We start from the raw sequence: 14,029 nt of genomic DNA, 5'->3' as shown, positions 1-14,029 counted from the left end.
CAGCTTGTTTCGAGGGTCCGATGACGGCCGGCACCGTCATGCCGATCGTCCGCGTCGCCATCCTCGCGGACAGCAGGCTGACTGAGATCGCGTTGCCCACGGAACTGCCGCTGCGCGAAATCCTGCCGTCGGTGAAGCACCTGGTGGCCCCTCCCGGCTCGAACGGCGATTCGGCGCCCGACGCCGGGGCCACCCAGCTGAGCCTCGCCCCCATCGGCGGGGCGCCGTTCAGCCTCGACGCGAGCCTCGACACCGTGGGAGTGGTCGACGGTGACCTGCTGGCGCTGCAACCGGTGCCGGTCGGCCCGGCCGCGCCCGGCATCGTCGAGGACATCGCCGACGCCGCCATGATCTTCTCCACCTCGCGCCTGCGGCCCTGGGACACAAGGCATATCCAGCGGGGAGCGCTGGCGGCGGCCATCGCCGTGGCCCTTCTGACGACGGGCGCCGGGGCCGCCTACCGGGCCGCCACCGGCGCGCCCGCCGGACTGGTCGCGGTCGCCGTGGTCGCGGCGCTCACCGCGGCGGCCGGCGCGCTGTTGACCGCGCGCTCTCCCCGCGCGGGGGCCGCGTTGTCCGTCGCGGCGCTGGTCCCGATCGCCGCCGCACTCCTGCTGGCCGTCCCCGGGAAGTTCGGCGCGGCGCAGGTGATGCTCGCCGCGGCGGGCGTCACCGCGTGGTCGCTGATCGCGCTCATGATTCCCGGCCGGGAGGGGGAGCGCGTCGTCGGCGTCTTCACCACGACCGCGGTGGTCGGGGCAGCGGTAGCGCTGGCCGCCGGCGCCGAAATGCTTTGGCGCCTTTCGTTGTTGAGCATCGGCTGCGGGTTGATCGTCGCGGCGCTGCTGGTCACCGTCGAGGCGGCCCACCTTTCCGCGCTGTGGGCACGCTTCCCGTTGCCGGTCATCCCGGCGCCCGGTGACCCCACCCCAAGCGCACCGTCCTTGCGCGTGCTCGAGGACCTGCCGCGGCGCGTGCGCGTCGGTGACGCACACCAGAACGGGTTCGTCGCCGCCGCGGTCTTGCTCAGTGCGCTGGGATCGGTGGCGATCGCGTTGCGTCCCGACACGGTGAGCATTGCGGGCTGGTACGTGGTGGCGGCGACGGCGGCCGCCTCCGTGCTGCGGGCCCGGGTGTGGGATTCGGCCGCATGCAAGGCCTGGCTCCTGGCCCAGCCGTTCCTCGTCGCGGGCGCCCTGTCCGTCGTCTACCTGGCCTCCCGGCACTACGGCGCCGCCCTGGGCACCGTGCTGGTGCTCGTGGCACTCGCGCTGGTGTGGGTAGTGGTCGCCCTGAACCCCGGCATCGCGTCGCCCGACAGCTACTCGCTGCCGCTGCGCCGGCTGGTGGGCTTCCTGGCGGCCGGACTCGATGCGTCGCTCATCCCCGTCATGGCGTATCTCGTCGGTCTCTTCACCTGGATACTGAATCGATGATTCGATCGGGATTAGCCTGCGCCGCAACGGCATTCGTCGCGGTGGCGTGGGCCTGTCCGGCGGCGGCGATGGGTCCACCGACGGTCGATCCCGGCGTGCCGCCGCCGAGCGGCGCGCCCGGACCGGGCCAGCCGATGGAGCAACGCGGCCCGTGCAGCGTGTCCGGTGTCGTCCCGGGGAGCGACCCGACCGTGGTCACACCGAGTCAGGCGGCGCTGAATCTTCCGGAAGCGTGGCGATCCACGCGTGGCGAAGGCCAACTGGTGGCGGTCATCGACACCGGCGTGCGCCCGGGCCCGCGCCTGCCCAACGTCGAACCCGGCGGCGACTTCGTGGAGACGAGCGACGGCCTGACCGACTGCGACGGGCACGGCACACTCGTGGCGGGCATCATCGCCGGCCAGCCGGCCCCGGCGGGCGAAGACGGCTTCTCGGGCGTGGCGCCCGCCGCGCGGGTGCTCTCGATCCGGGCGACGTCGGCGAAATTCTCGCCGCGCACGCCGGGAGACGACCCGCTGCTCGCACGGGCGGCGTCGGACGTCGCGACGCTGGCCCGGGCGGTGGTGCGCGCGGCCGACCTCGGTGCCCGGGTGATCAACATCTCGGCCGTCACCTGCCTTCCCGCGGACCGCGGTGTCGACCAGGCCGCGCTGGGCGCGGCGATCCGGTATGCGGCCGTGGACAAGGACGCGGTGATCGTGGCGGCCGCGGGCAACACCGGGTCGACGGGATCGCTCGGCGGCGGCACGTCGTGTGAGTCCAATCCGCTGACCGACCTGGGCCGCCAGGACGATCCGCGGAACTGGGCGGGCGTCACGTCGGTTTCGATCCCCTCGTGCTGGCAGCCGTACGTGCTCTCGGCCGCGTCGCTGACCCCCGACGGTCAGCCGTCGAAGTTCACCATGGCGGGCCCGTGGGTCGGCATCTCCGCGCCGGGCGAGAACATCGTCTCGGTGAGCAACGGAGACGGCGGCGGTCTGGCTGACGGCCTGCCCGACGACCACCAGCGACAGGTCCCGCTCAGCGGCACCAGCTACGCGGCCGGTTACGTGTCGGGTGTCGCGGCGCTGGTCCGTAGCAAGTATCCGAATCTGCCCGCCGCTCAGGTGATCCGACGCATCACCGCCACGGCCCACAAGGGCGCTCGGGCGCCGTCCAACGTCGTCGGCTCCGGCAGCGTGGACCCGGTGGCGGCGCTCACCTGGCAGCTGCCCGCCGGCAACGCGCCGGATGCGCCGGCCGCCAGGCCGGTAGCCGCGCCGAAGGCGCCGGCTCCCCAGGACACCAGACCCAGAACGTTCGCGCTGGTGGGGACAGCCGCGCTGGCCGTGGTCGTGGCCGCCTGCGCCGCAACCGCCGCGATCGCCCGTAGGAAGGAAACCACGCCGTGAGCCGGTCCCGTTCGATACCGACGCCCGGGACCGCCCGGATCACCCTGGCCCTCCTCGCCGTCGTGCCCGCGGTCCTGGCCTACCCCTGGCGAACGACGCGCGAACAGTGGCTGCTCGGCATCGCCGTCGCCGTGGCGGTGCTGCTGTTCGGTTGGTGGCGTGGCCTGCACTTCACCACGATCCTGGGCCGCCGCCTGGCGATCACAAGGCGCAAGTCCGGATTGGTCCCGGAAGCTGTGCCCGCCACGATGACCACGGCGCTGCTACGCCTGGGACCGTCCGCCGACGACGCCGCCGTGCTGCCCCTGCCGCTCATCGCCGGGTACCTCGACCGGTACGGCATCCGCGCCGACAAGATCCGGATCACCAACCGCGACAACGCCTCCGACGCCGCGGGCCGCGAAACGTGGATCGCGCTGACCGTGTCGGCAGTCGACAACCTCGCGGCGCTGCGTGCGCGTTCGCCACGGATTCCCCTGCAGGAGACGGCCCAGGTGGTCGCCCGCCGACTGGCCGACCAGTTGCGCGAGGCCGGCTGGGAGGCCACCGCGGTCGGGGCCGACGACATCCCGCGCCTGCTGCCGCCGAGCGCGCGCGAGACCTGGCGCGGGGTGCAGCGCGGCGCGGCGGATTACATTGCGGCGTACCAGGTTTCGGTCAGCGAGGGCCTGGCCGGCGCGCTGGATGCGATCCGTGCTCACCCGGCACGTGAGACCGTGACGGCGCTCGAGATCGCCGGCGACCCTTCCCGCCCCACCGTCGCGGCGGCGTGCGCCTTCGGCACCGAGACGCGACCGGCGGCCTCGGCCCCGCTGCCCGGCCTCATCCCGCAACGCGGCAATCATCGCCCGGCCCTGGCGGCGTTGGACCTGGCCTCCACCCGGCGACTCGACGGGCACACCGACGTGCCCGCCGGCATGCTGGCGGGCCTGGACTGGCCGATGCCAGCCGGCGGCGCGCACCGGGCCGCCGTCTAGAACATGACCGACCGCAGGAACGCCGTCATCCGGCGCAGGTAGTCGAGCTGGCTCACGTGCATCACGTGGCTGCCCGGAAACCAGTGCAGCGCACAGTGATCCCAGTGCTCCCAGAGGCTGACGGCGTGCTTGGGCGGCGCCATCCGGTCGCCCAGTCCCGTGATGATCATGCGCCGGTCCTTGGGTATGAGCGGTTGATAGTTCAGCGGGCAGTGGTAGGACAGCCCGGCCCGCACCTCGTCGCGGCCAATGTCCGCCAGCCGCAGCCCCAGGGCGACCAGCCTGTTGGCCGGGAACCACTCGTCGAACATCTCGGCCGGCGTGACCACCGGGCAGTTGGGGATGACGGCCTCGAGCCGATCGTCGACCGAGGCCACCAGCGCCGCGGTGTAACCGCCGAGCGAGATGCCGGTGAGCGCGACGCGCTCGACGCCGGTGCGGCGCAAATGGTCGACGATGGACCGGAAGTCGTGCACCGCCTGCGCCACCGCCTCGGCGAAGCCGCTCAGCCCGCCGGCGAAGTAGCCGAAACCGCTGAAGGGCGAGAGCCTTTCGGCCCGCTTGCCGTGAAAGGGCAACGTGTACATCAGCACGTCGTAGCCGGACCGGTAGTACCAGGGCAGCGAAAAGAACCGCCCGTTGGCCAGATACGACGAGCCCATGAAGCCGTGGATGACGCACAGCGTCGGCCGCGGGCCGTCGTCGTGGCGCCAGTGCTGGGCGCGCACGATCTTGTTGTTGCGCAAGGCTTCCCAACGGTCACGCATGGCCGGGTTGACGGGACGGTAGCTGCTGGCGAACGAGATGTCGTCGACGGTGCCGCGGGCCAGCCATCGCGCCCTCCGGCCGGCCGGCCGCGACGAGACCCTGGGCGGCTCGGTGGGCGCGGGGAACGACGTCGCCGGATCCCGCTGCGCCGCCAGCTCCGCGTAGAAGCTCAGGTTCGCTCGCTCGGCGCCCGCATCGCGCAGGTTGGCGGCGACCACCGCCGGTGTCACCGTGGTGGCGAGCACCGATGCCACCCAGGTGCGCAGGGCCAGGTCGCCGACGGCTGACGCCTCGAGCACCGCCCGCTGCCGCGGAGACAACACCGAGAGCGGGGGCAGTCCCGCGGCGCCGGCCGGTACGTCGTCCCCGGCGACATCAGGCAGGGGCAGGGGCGGATCGATCGGGTCGGTCTGGTGCGCCACGACCGCCGATGGTATCCCGTTCGGGCCGTACCGCCGGCGCTTTTGGACCCGGAACGGCAGCGCCGGGGCGCCATGCGGTAATACGGTTTGTCTATCGCCGCGCGATCAGGAGGACCGACATGTGGGACCCCGATGTCTACCTGGCCTTCGCGGACCATCGCGGGCGCCCGTTCTACGACCTGTTGTCGCGGGTCGGGGCCGAACGCGCACGCCGGGTCGTCGACCTCGGCTGCGGGCCGGGCCACCTGACGAGGTACCTGGCGCGGCGCTGGCCGGACGCGGCGATCGAGGCGGTGGACAGTTCGCCCGAGATGGTGGCCGCCGCCAAGGAGCGCGGCATCGACGCGGTCCAGGGCGACCTGCGGGACTGGAAGCCCCGGCCCGACACCGACGTGGTGGTCAGCAACGCCGCCCTGCACTGGGTGCCCGAACACTCCGACCTGCTGGTGCGGTGGGCGGGCGAGCTGGCGCCCGGATCCTGGGTGGGCGTCCAGATGCCGGGCAACTTCGAGTCGCCGTCCTACGCCGCGGTGCGGGCGCTGGCCAGGCGCGAGCCCTACGCGAAACTGTTGCGGGACGTGCCATTTCGCGTGGGCGCGGTGGTCCAGCCGCCGCAGCACTACGCCAACCTGCTGCTCGACGCCGGCTGCAAGGTCGACGTGTGGGAGACCACCTACCTGCACCAGCTGACCGGACAGCACCCGGTGCTGGACTGGATCACCGGCACCGCGCTGGTCCCGGTGCGCGACCGGCTCGACGAACAGGGTTGGGAACAGTTCCGCCAGGAGCTCATCCCGCTGCTCGACGACGCCTACCCGGCGCGCGCCGACGGGACCACGATCTTCCCGTTCCGCCGGGTCTTCATCGTCGCCGTCGTGGGCGCCGGGCGCGGCTGACGCGGTTGATGCGGCGACCCGCAGCGCCCGGCTACGCCGCGCTTGCGATCGCCGCTACTCCTCGATGCCCCGCTCCGCGGCGATCGCCGACCGGGAGCTCACGGTCCCGGAGTGGATCCGCAGGTACGTCTCGGTGTAGCGGACCGAGATGCGCGTTCCGGCGAACTCCGACGGGATGACGTCGCCGGTGCGCTCGCGCCAATCATGCAGGCGCACCGCAAGATCCGCGGCGATCGCGTCGGCGGCCGGGTCGTCGCCGGCCAGCAGGTTGGAGCTTTCGGCGGGGTCGCTGCGCAAGTCGTAGAGCTCTCGTTCGGGGCGCGGGCCGGTGACGAACGGCGCGATCGCCCGGCCCGACGGGCTCTCCTCGATGTCCAGCGGCAGGTCGAGCAGTGGCCGTCGCGCGTAGTTCTCGATGTAGCTGTAGTCCTTCGTGCGGATCGCGCGGATCGGGTCGAACGAGTCGTGATACGTCTTCTCCGCGTACACGTGGTCCCTGACGGGATCGGCGTCCGGCGCCAGCAGCGCCGCGGCGTGCGACACCCCGTCGAGGTCGGGCGGCACGACCCGGCCGAGCAGTTCGAGCAGCGTCGGCACGAGGTCGACGCCGCTGAACAACTCGTCGTACACGCGGGGCGGCACCCCGCGGCGAGCGGGCGGGCGGATGATCATGCTGATTCCGGTGCCGGCCTCGTACAGCGTGGATTTCGCGCGGGGGAACGCGGCGCCGTGGTCGGTGAAGAACACCACCCAGGTGCTCTCGTCGAGCCCCGTCTGTGCCAGCGTGTCGAGCAGGCGGCCGGTCGCGGCGTCGGCCGCGGCGATGGCCCCGTAGAAGTCGGCCACGTCGCCGCGCACCTCGGAGCTGTCGGGCAGCGGATCGGGAACCTCGACGCGCGCGGCGTCGGCCGGCTCGTAGCGGTCGTGGGGGTAGGGCCGGTGCGTCTCGAAGAAGCCGGCGGTCAGCAGGAAGGGTTGCCCCGCAAGGTCTTCGGCGCTGTCCGTCAACCACTCCTGCGCCCGCTCCACCACGTGGTCGCAGTACGAGTTGGACACGTCGAACTCGTCGAAGCCCAGCCGCTTGGGGTAGGACGTCTCGTGTTGCATCCCGAAAAGCGCGGAGTACCAACCCCCGTCGGACAGCAGCTGGGGCAGGGTGCGCACCCCGCTGCGGTATTCCCAGCCGTGGTGGGCCAGGCCGAGCAGCCCGTTGGTGTGCGGGTAGCGGCCGGTGAACAGCGATCCGCGCGACGGCGAGCACAGCGGCGCGGTCGCGTGCGCGCGGGTGAACAGGATGCCCTCGGACGCCAGGCGGTCCAGTCGCGGGCTGGACACGTCGGCGTGGCCGTAGGCGCCGAGGTATCGCCCGAGATCGTGCCAGTGCACGATCAGCACGTTGTCTTTCGCGCCGCCGTCGTTCGTCATGCCCTCACCTCGACCGGCGACGATACCGCAGGCCCCCGGTTTCACCGTGCGGTCGGCGGCGCCCACCGGTCGACGCAGACGAACTCCGACAGCGGTCGCGCGGAGGCCCAGCCGTCGAGCTCGAGCGCCGGTCGGTCGGGGAACTCCGGCACCGGTCCCAGGCAGAGGATGGCCACCGGCTCGGCGCCGGTTGGCATCGCCAGCAGCTCGGCCAGCCGTAGCGGGTCGAACAGGGACACCCAGCCCATGCCCAGCCCCTCGGCACGCGCCGCGAGCCACAGGTTCTGGATCGCGCACGACACCGACGCCAGGTCCATCTGCGGCAGCGTGCGCCGGCCGAACACGTGGCGCTCGCGGTCGTCGCGCAGCGCCACCACCAGCAGCTCGGCGCAGTCGAGGATGCCCTCGACCTTCAGCGCCAGGAACTCCTCGCCCCGCTCACCCAGCGCGGCGGCGGTGAGCGGCCGCTCGGAGTCGACCAGCGCGTGGATGCGTCGCCGCAGCGCGTCGTCGGTGATCCGGATGAAGCGCCACGGCTGCATCAGCCCGACGCTGGGCGCCGCGTGCGCGGCCTGCAGCAGGCGGGCCAGCACGTCCTCGCCGACCCGGCCGTTCGGGTCGAACCGGCGCATGTCGCGCCGCTCGGCGATCGCCCGGTACACGGCCCGCCGCTCCTGCGGGCTGAACGCCTCGCCGGTCACGGGCTATAGGTCACGCCGACCGCGCGGAAGACGTATTCCGGCGGCATGTCGAAGGTCAGCGAACGCCGGGGCAGGGCCTCGAGGATGTCGTCGGGGATGGCGGCCTTGTAGTGCAGCGACAGCTCACCGGTGAATTTCGGGTCGACCTGGGAGACGTCGACGTCCACTTGCAATCCGGTTGAGGAAATTTCCACCCGCGCCGCACCGGTCTGCCCGTCCCAGCGCGCGTCGACCGTCGGGCCCGCGAGCTTGGGCAGCATGGACAGCGTCGCGAGCACCCGTTCCCTGGTGAACGCCAGCGAGCCGGTGTAGCTCGCCACGCTGTGCGGCAGGCGCACCCCGGGGATGGCGCCGCCGAAACGCCGCGTCACGGCGACGTAGTCGGCGAGGTAGAGGAGACCCTCGGCCTCGACCTCGGCGTGCAGGTCGGGGGGCAGCTTGCCGATGCCGAACAATCTCCGGACGAAGACGGCCATGACGCCAGTATGACGGGCCGCGCATCCGGCGCCGTCCCGGTGCTGGTATCGGTTGGTGATGACCCGCTCCCGGCTCGCCCTGGCCCTCATCGCCGCGCTGGCGTATGCGGCGATGTGGGTGGGCTATAGCCACGGGTGGGCCTGGCTGCACCGCGCCGACTGGTCCATGCTGAACGCCGCGCATCGGCTCGCGGTGGCGCACCCGCTGTGGGTGCCCTTCTGGGACGGCCTGTCGATCGCGCTGGGCCCGGTGCCCCTGCGGGTGCTCGGCGGCGTGGCGACCGCGTTCGCGTTCGCGCGCCGCGAGGCGCGCGCCGCGCTCGTGTTGCTGTGCTGCGCGCCGCTGAGCGGGCTGGTGACGACGGCGGCCAAGGCTCTGGCGAACCGGCCCCGGCCGCCCACGATGCTGGTGCCCGCGGAGTCGACGTCGTTCCCGTCCGGACACGCGCTCGAGGCGATGTCCGCGCTGCTGGCGATGGTTTTCTTCCTCTCGCCGATGCTGAGCCGGTACGCGCGCCGCGCCCTGACCGCGGTGGCCGCGCTGGGCGTGGTGGCGGTCGGTATCGCGCGCGTGGCGCTCAACGTGCACTACCCGTCGGACGTGCTGGCGGGCTGGTCGCTCGGCTACCTGTATTTCCTGTTGTGCCTGTTCGTCTTTCGGCCGCCGACCCGCGCGCCGGCCGCAATGTCACGGCGCGGTGACCCAACCGGGGCTGAAGCTTTACTTGACCCCTAGCGCGTAGGGGCTTGACCATGGAAGCCATGCGCCGACTTCCCGCTTCGCTGTGCGCTGCCGTGTGCCTGCTGTGCGCCTCGCTGGTGCTCGCACCGGTCGGCGGCGCGGCCGGCGCGCCATGGTTCGCCAACGCGGTCGGCAATGCGACGCAGGTGGTTTCGGTCGTCAGCACCGGCGGATCCAACGCGACCATTGACATCTACCAGCGGACCGCCGCCGGCTGGCAGGCGTTGCGAACGGCGGTTCCCACCCACGTCGGGTCGGCGGGGATGGCGCCGCAGGCCCGCAGCGGAGTGCCGGCCACGCCGATGGGGGTCTACACGCTGGACTCGGCGTTCGGCACCGCGCCGAATCCCGGTACGGCACTGCCCTATACGCAGGTCACCGGAACCAACTACTGGTGGAGCGGCGACGACCACAGCCCGACGTTCAACAGCATGCAGGTCTGCCCGAAGGCCCAGTGCCCGTTCAACACCGCCGACAGCGAGAATCTGAACATCCCGCAGTACAAGCACGCCGTCGTGATGGGCGTCAACAAGAACAAGACACCCGGCGGCGGCTCGGCGTTCTTCTTCCACACCACCGACGGCAAACCCACCGAGGGGTGTGTGGCGGTCGAGGACAATCAGTTGGTGTCGATCATGAAATGGCTGCAACCGGGCGCGGTCATCGCGATCACCAACAAGTAGGGAAGCCCGTCGCGATCGAGTGCGCGCGTAGGGCGTTGAGTGTGTAGCTATGGCGGGAAAACCTCCGAATTCCCACCCTCAGTACACACTCAACGCCGTACACGCACACTCAGTCGCGGCCCGGGCCGCGACGAGCCCGCGAGGTCAGTCGAGCGCCCGGCCCGGCGTCAGCTTGAAGTCCAGGCCGGCCAGCGACATCGTCGCCTCGTAGGTCCGGTCGTAACCCGTCACGCTGATCCGCCAGCCCTCGTCGGTGCGCCGGTAGGAGTCGCGATAGAATGCCGCGCCGATCAGCATGAAGTTGACATCGGGGACGATGACGCGGTCCTGCAGATACCAGGTGGCCGACGCCTCGTCGCCGTTGACCGTGATCTCCGGGTGGGTCACGCGGTGCTCGGTAATGACGGCCGGGCCAAGCGATTTGCGCATGAAGTTCACCAGGTCGACGCGATTGGTGAAGTGCAGCACCTCGCCGAGGGAGGGCCCGTAGTCGCCGGCGACGTCGTCGGTCAGGGTCTCGGCGAACTCGTCCCAGCGCTTGGTGTCCAGCGCGCGCAGGTACCGGTACTTGACTTGCTTGACGGCCTCGATGTCGGCCGTCACGGAGGGGGAGTCTTGACTCATCCCGTCATTGCAGCACACCGGGTGCGTCCCGGTGCAGATAGTGGGTGACCATGTCGATGAGCGCGCGGCGTTCGGACTGCCAGTCGATCGGGGCGCCGATGATCATCTGGGCCAGCACCACACCCCGCAGCGCCGCCCAGATCACCTCGGCGACACCGGCATTCGCCGGATCGTCGGTGACCAGTCGGCCGAGCTGGCTGATCGCCGCGTTCATCTCGAGCAGGTGCCGGCGCGACGAGTCGCCCGGCCCGCCACGCGTGGCGCGCAGGATTTCGAAGGCCGCCATCGAGGTGGGGCTGCTGTAGCACGCCCACGCCGTGTCGACGACGACCTCGATGCGCTCGCGCGGACCGAGTTCGCCGACGTCGGCCGACGACAGGCTCTCGACCAGCCGGGCCACCCCGTCGTCGACGACCGCCATCAGCAGGCCGTTGCGGTCGCCGAAGTGGTACTGGATCACCCCCCACGTCACGCCGGCCCGCTCGGCCACGTGCTTGGCGGTCGCCGCGGCGAAGCCCTCGTCGATGATGCAGCGCACCGTCTCGTCGACGATCCGCGCGCGGGTGTCGTCGCCGCGCTTGCGGGGCGCGGTGGTCCGGCGGGTGGGGCCAGCTATCGACATTGTTGACTTTATAACATAGTCGAGTCTATTTTTGGCCGGTGAGCGTGTCCCGATTCGCGCGGCTGTCCCGCGACGAGCTTGCCGTCCTGGTGCCCGAGCTGCTGCTGATCGGTCAGATGATCGACCGCTCCGCAATGGCCTGGTGCATCAGCTCTTTCGGCCGCGAGGAGATGGTGCAGATCGCCATCGAGGAGTGGGCGGGCGCCAGCCCGATCTACACCCGGCGCATGCAGCGGGCGCTGAATTACGAAGGCAATGACGTCGTCACGATCTTCAAGGGCCTGCAGCTCGACATCGGCGCACCGCCGCAATTCATGGACTTCCGTTACACCGTCCACGACCGCTGGCACGGCGAGTTCCACCTCGACCACTGTGGCGCCCTGCTCGACGTCGAGCCGATGGGCGACAAGTACGTGTTCGGCATGTGCCACACCATCGAGGACCCCACCTTCGACGCCACCGCCGTCGCGACGAACCCCCGCGCCCAGGTCCGGCCCATCCACCGGCCGCCGCGACGGCCCGCCGACCGGCACCCACACTGCGCCTGGACCGTGATCATCGACGAGTCCTATCCGGAGGCGCAGAGCATCCCGGCGCTCGACATCGTCCGCCAAACCCGGGCGGCGGGCTGGGAACTCGGCCCGATCGACCCGTCGCAGGAGGGGCTGGCGGACTACTCGGGGCCGCTGCTCTCCGACGTCGAGTTCGGCGCCTTCTCGCACTCGGCGCTGGTGCGGATCGCCGACGAGGTGTGCCTGCAGATGCACCTGCTGTACCTGTCGTTCGCGATCGCCGTGCGAGCCCGCGCCGTCGACGAGGCTCAGGCGACCGACGTGTGCACCCGCGGCCTCACCGGCGTCGCGGGACTCGCCGCCGAGCGGATCCACCGCGCGCTGGGGCTGCCCGGCGGCGCGGCCGGAGTGTGGCGGGTGCTCGAATTGCACCCGCTGCTCAACCCCGCCGGTTACGTCGTCGCGGAGACGGACGGTGGCCGGCTGGCCGTGCGTCGCTCACCGGCCCACGACGACGGCGCCTGGATCTCGCTGTGCTCGCCCGAATCCGTGCAGCCACTGCAGGCGATCGCCACCGCCGTCGATCCGCGCCTCGAATTCCGGGTCAGCGGAACGGGTGCCGAATGGACCGCAGAGTTGGCCGAGACGGACACTCCCGCGGCCGAGCTGCCCGAGGTGGCGGTGGCCAAGGTCAGTGGCGGAGCGACTTTCCAGTTCGAGCCCCGGCGTTCGCTGCCGCTCACCGTCGTCTGAACCGATCCCCGCCATAGGGGATTTGTCAAGGGGTCCACGGTACCGCTTCGGTGTCACAACCGCATCGAGCGGATACCAATGACATTGCAAGCCATCGGCTTTCGGCGTGTCCGCGGCTAAGGTTAACGCTGGCCACCGACCTCTATAAGCGAAGGCTTTCGCTCTATGTACGACCCACTGGGGTTGTCGATCGGGACCACGAACCTGGTCGCTGCGCGTAACGGAAGTGCACCGGTAACCCGGCGTGCCGTGCTGACGCTGTATCCGCACTGCGCGCCGAAAGTCGGTGTGCACGAGGGTTATCCGCCCCTCAGCGAACCCGGCATGCTGATCAGCGGCTTCGTCGAGCGGATCGGTGACTCGGTGGCATTGGTGTCGCCCGACGGGTCCGCGCACGATCCGGACCTGCTGATGGTCGAGGCCCTCGACGCGATGGTGAACGCCGTCGGTGCGGACGCGGCGGCGTCGGAGATCACGATCGCCGTTCCGGCGTACTGGAAGCCGGGCACCGTGCAGGCGCTGCGCAACGCGCTGCGAACACACCTGGGCTTCGTGCGCAGCGGCATGGCGCCGGGTCTGGTGTCCGACGCGATCGCCGCGCTCACCGGGGCCAACGCGGAATTGTGCCTTGCGGCAACCGGAGTGGTGGGGCTGCTCGATTTCGGCGGCACCGGCACGTCGGCCACGCTGGTCAACCTCGCCGGCGATTTCGAACTGCTCACCCCCACAATGCGTTACGGTGCCTTCTCCGGTGAGGAGATCGACCAGGCGTTGCTGTTGCGCGTGTTCGAGGAACTGGGTCCCGGGAGCACGATCGACCCCGCCAGCACCGCCGGCGTCGGGCAGCTCGGGCACCTCCGCGAGCAGTGCCGCGCGGCCAAGGAGCGGTTGTCCACCGAGATGGCGGTCGAATTGGCCGCGGAACTCGGCGGCCGCAGCTGCAGCATGCGGCTGACCCGCGACGAGCTCGGCGATCTGATACAGGACCGGCTGACCGGCTTCATCTACGCGTTCGACGACATGCTCGCCCGCCAGCGCAAGAGCTGGAGCGACCTGTCGGCGGTGGTGTTGGTGGGGGGCGGCGCCAGCATTCCCCTTGTCAAGGAACGGCTTTCGGTGCACGGTCACAGGCCGGTCGTGTCGCCCGCGCAGCCCGCGCTGGCCGCGGCCAACGGCGCCCTGCTGCTGGCCGCCCGGGGCGAGCAGCTGGACATGCGGACGCGCACGTCGATCGGGCTGCTCACCACGGCCGCCGAGGCCGGTGACGTCGTCGACCTGGGTGCGGGCGACGTGCTGGTGATCGACGACGAAGCGATGACCGACCGCGAACTGGCCTGGTCGCAAACGGAATTCCCCGGCGACATCCGGACCCGCTACACGCCGGAGATCTTCGGCGAGGACGGCCCGTCGGGCTGGTCGATGCGGCTGAACGTGATCGACCCGCCGAAGGAGCCGCCGTGGCGGCGGCTTCGCCTGTCGCAGCTGATCATCGGCATGTGCGCCGTGGTCGCGATGACCTCGATCGGCGGTGTGGCCTACACCCTGTCGGGCATCGAGCACCGCCCGGCCCCGCCGGCCCCCACCGTCGCGCCCATCCGGGT

14 protein-coding genes are annotated in these 14,029 nt (G+C 71.1%); 8 read left to right on the top strand and 6 right to left on the bottom strand.

What is annotated here, in order from left to right; all coding sequences use genetic code 11:
* The first annotated feature begins 20 nt into the window (after positions 1-20).
* The 3 genes from eccD to eccE are packed head-to-tail and all read left to right on the top strand — an operon-like array spanning position 21 to position 3,804.
* Entirely contained in the window at positions 21-1,436 is a 1,416-nt protein-coding gene (gene eccD / locus GPY60_RS09915; protein WP_156687562.1) for a type VII secretion integral membrane protein EccD, read from the top strand.
* A complete protein-coding gene (gene mycP / locus GPY60_RS09910) occupies positions 1,433-2,827 on the top strand; it encodes a type VII secretion-associated serine protease mycosin (protein ID WP_156687491.1) in 1,395 nt (464 codons plus the stop codon). Before eccD ends, mycP begins: the two co-directional genes overlap by 4 nt.
* Entirely contained in the window at positions 2,824-3,804 is a 981-nt protein-coding gene (eccE, locus tag GPY60_RS09905) for a type VII secretion protein EccE (protein WP_156687490.1), read from the top strand. The genes mycP and eccE overlap by 4 nt, the downstream gene beginning before the upstream one ends.
* Here eccE and GPY60_RS09900 read toward each other — a convergent pair.
* On the bottom strand, positions 3,801-4,994 hold the full coding sequence (locus tag GPY60_RS09900; protein ID WP_156687489.1) for an alpha/beta hydrolase: 1,194 nt from the start codon (positions 4,992-4,994) through the stop codon (positions 3,801-3,803). The genes eccE and GPY60_RS09900 overlap by 4 nt on opposite strands.
* Positions 4,995-5,113: 119 nt before the next feature.
* On the opposite strand from GPY60_RS09900, the gene GPY60_RS09895 reads away from it, so the two are divergent.
* Positions 5,114-5,890 carry a trans-aconitate 2-methyltransferase gene (locus tag GPY60_RS09895; protein WP_156687488.1) on the top strand — a complete coding sequence of 259 codons (777 nt, stop codon included), beginning with the start codon at positions 5,114-5,116 and terminating at the stop codon, positions 5,888-5,890.
* A gap of 54 nt (positions 5,891-5,944) precedes the next feature.
* Here GPY60_RS09895 and GPY60_RS09890 read toward each other — a convergent pair whose 3' ends face one another.
* From GPY60_RS09890 to GPY60_RS09880, 3 genes are read right to left on the bottom strand one after another with little or no spacing between them, the layout of a single operon-like run.
* A complete protein-coding gene (locus GPY60_RS09890; protein ID WP_156687487.1) occupies positions 5,945-7,315 on the bottom strand; it encodes a sulfatase family protein in 1,371 nt (456 codons plus the stop codon).
* Positions 7,316-7,356: 41 nt separating this feature from the next.
* Positions 7,357-8,016 carry a 5,6-dimethylbenzimidazole synthase gene (gene bluB / locus GPY60_RS09885; protein ID WP_156687486.1) on the bottom strand — a complete coding sequence of 220 codons (660 nt, stop codon included), beginning with the start codon at positions 8,014-8,016 and terminating at the stop codon, positions 7,357-7,359.
* Positions 8,013-8,492: a hypothetical protein gene (locus GPY60_RS09880; protein ID WP_156687485.1), complete on the bottom strand. Its 480-nt coding sequence runs from the start codon at positions 8,490-8,492 to the stop codon at positions 8,013-8,015. The genes bluB and GPY60_RS09880 overlap by 4 nt, the downstream gene beginning before the upstream one ends.
* A gap of 58 nt (positions 8,493-8,550) precedes the next feature.
* Here GPY60_RS09880 and GPY60_RS09875 point away from each other — a divergent pair, with 58 nt between their 5' ends.
* Together GPY60_RS09875 and GPY60_RS09870 are read left to right on the top strand one after the other, a co-directional pair.
* Positions 8,551-9,228 (top strand): phosphatase PAP2 family protein, encoded by a 678-nt coding sequence (locus tag GPY60_RS09875; RefSeq protein WP_156687484.1) that lies wholly within the window; start codon positions 8,551-8,553, stop codon positions 9,226-9,228.
* 26 nt (positions 9,229-9,254) lie between these two features.
* Entirely contained in the window at positions 9,255-9,917 is a 663-nt protein-coding gene (locus GPY60_RS09870) for a L,D-transpeptidase family protein (protein ID WP_156687483.1), read from the top strand.
* Between the two features lie 144 nt (positions 9,918-10,061).
* On the opposite strand, the gene GPY60_RS09865 is transcribed toward GPY60_RS09870, so the two are convergent.
* The gene (locus tag GPY60_RS09865; protein ID WP_370462684.1) at positions 10,062-10,559 is read right to left on the bottom strand and encodes a nuclear transport factor 2 family protein; all 498 of its coding nucleotides are present in this window, start codon (positions 10,557-10,559) and stop codon (positions 10,062-10,064) included.
* The gene (locus GPY60_RS09860) at positions 10,546-11,163 is read right to left on the bottom strand and encodes a TetR/AcrR family transcriptional regulator (RefSeq protein WP_156687481.1); all 618 of its coding nucleotides are present in this window, start codon (positions 11,161-11,163) and stop codon (positions 10,546-10,548) included. Before GPY60_RS09860 ends, GPY60_RS09865 begins: the two co-directional genes overlap by 14 nt.
* A 38-nt stretch (positions 11,164-11,201) precedes the next feature.
* On the opposite strand from GPY60_RS09860, the gene GPY60_RS09855 reads away from it, so the two are divergent.
* Positions 11,202-12,428, top strand: coding sequence for a hypothetical protein (locus GPY60_RS09855; RefSeq protein ID WP_156687480.1), 1,227 nt, complete (start codon positions 11,202-11,204; stop codon positions 12,426-12,428).
* Positions 12,429-12,593: 165 nt separating this feature from the next.
* Positions 12,594-14,029: Hsp70 family protein (locus tag GPY60_RS09850; protein WP_156687479.1), on the top strand; the 1,436-nt coding region annotated here is incomplete at its 3' end.

This window comes from Mycobacterium sp. Marseille-P9652, from assembly GCF_902652685.1.
Taxonomy (GTDB): domain Bacteria; phylum Actinomycetota; class Actinomycetes; order Mycobacteriales; family Mycobacteriaceae; genus Mycobacterium.
The sequence above is the reverse complement of the archived record's forward strand: the minus strand, read 5'-3'. Positions and strand labels throughout refer to the sequence as shown.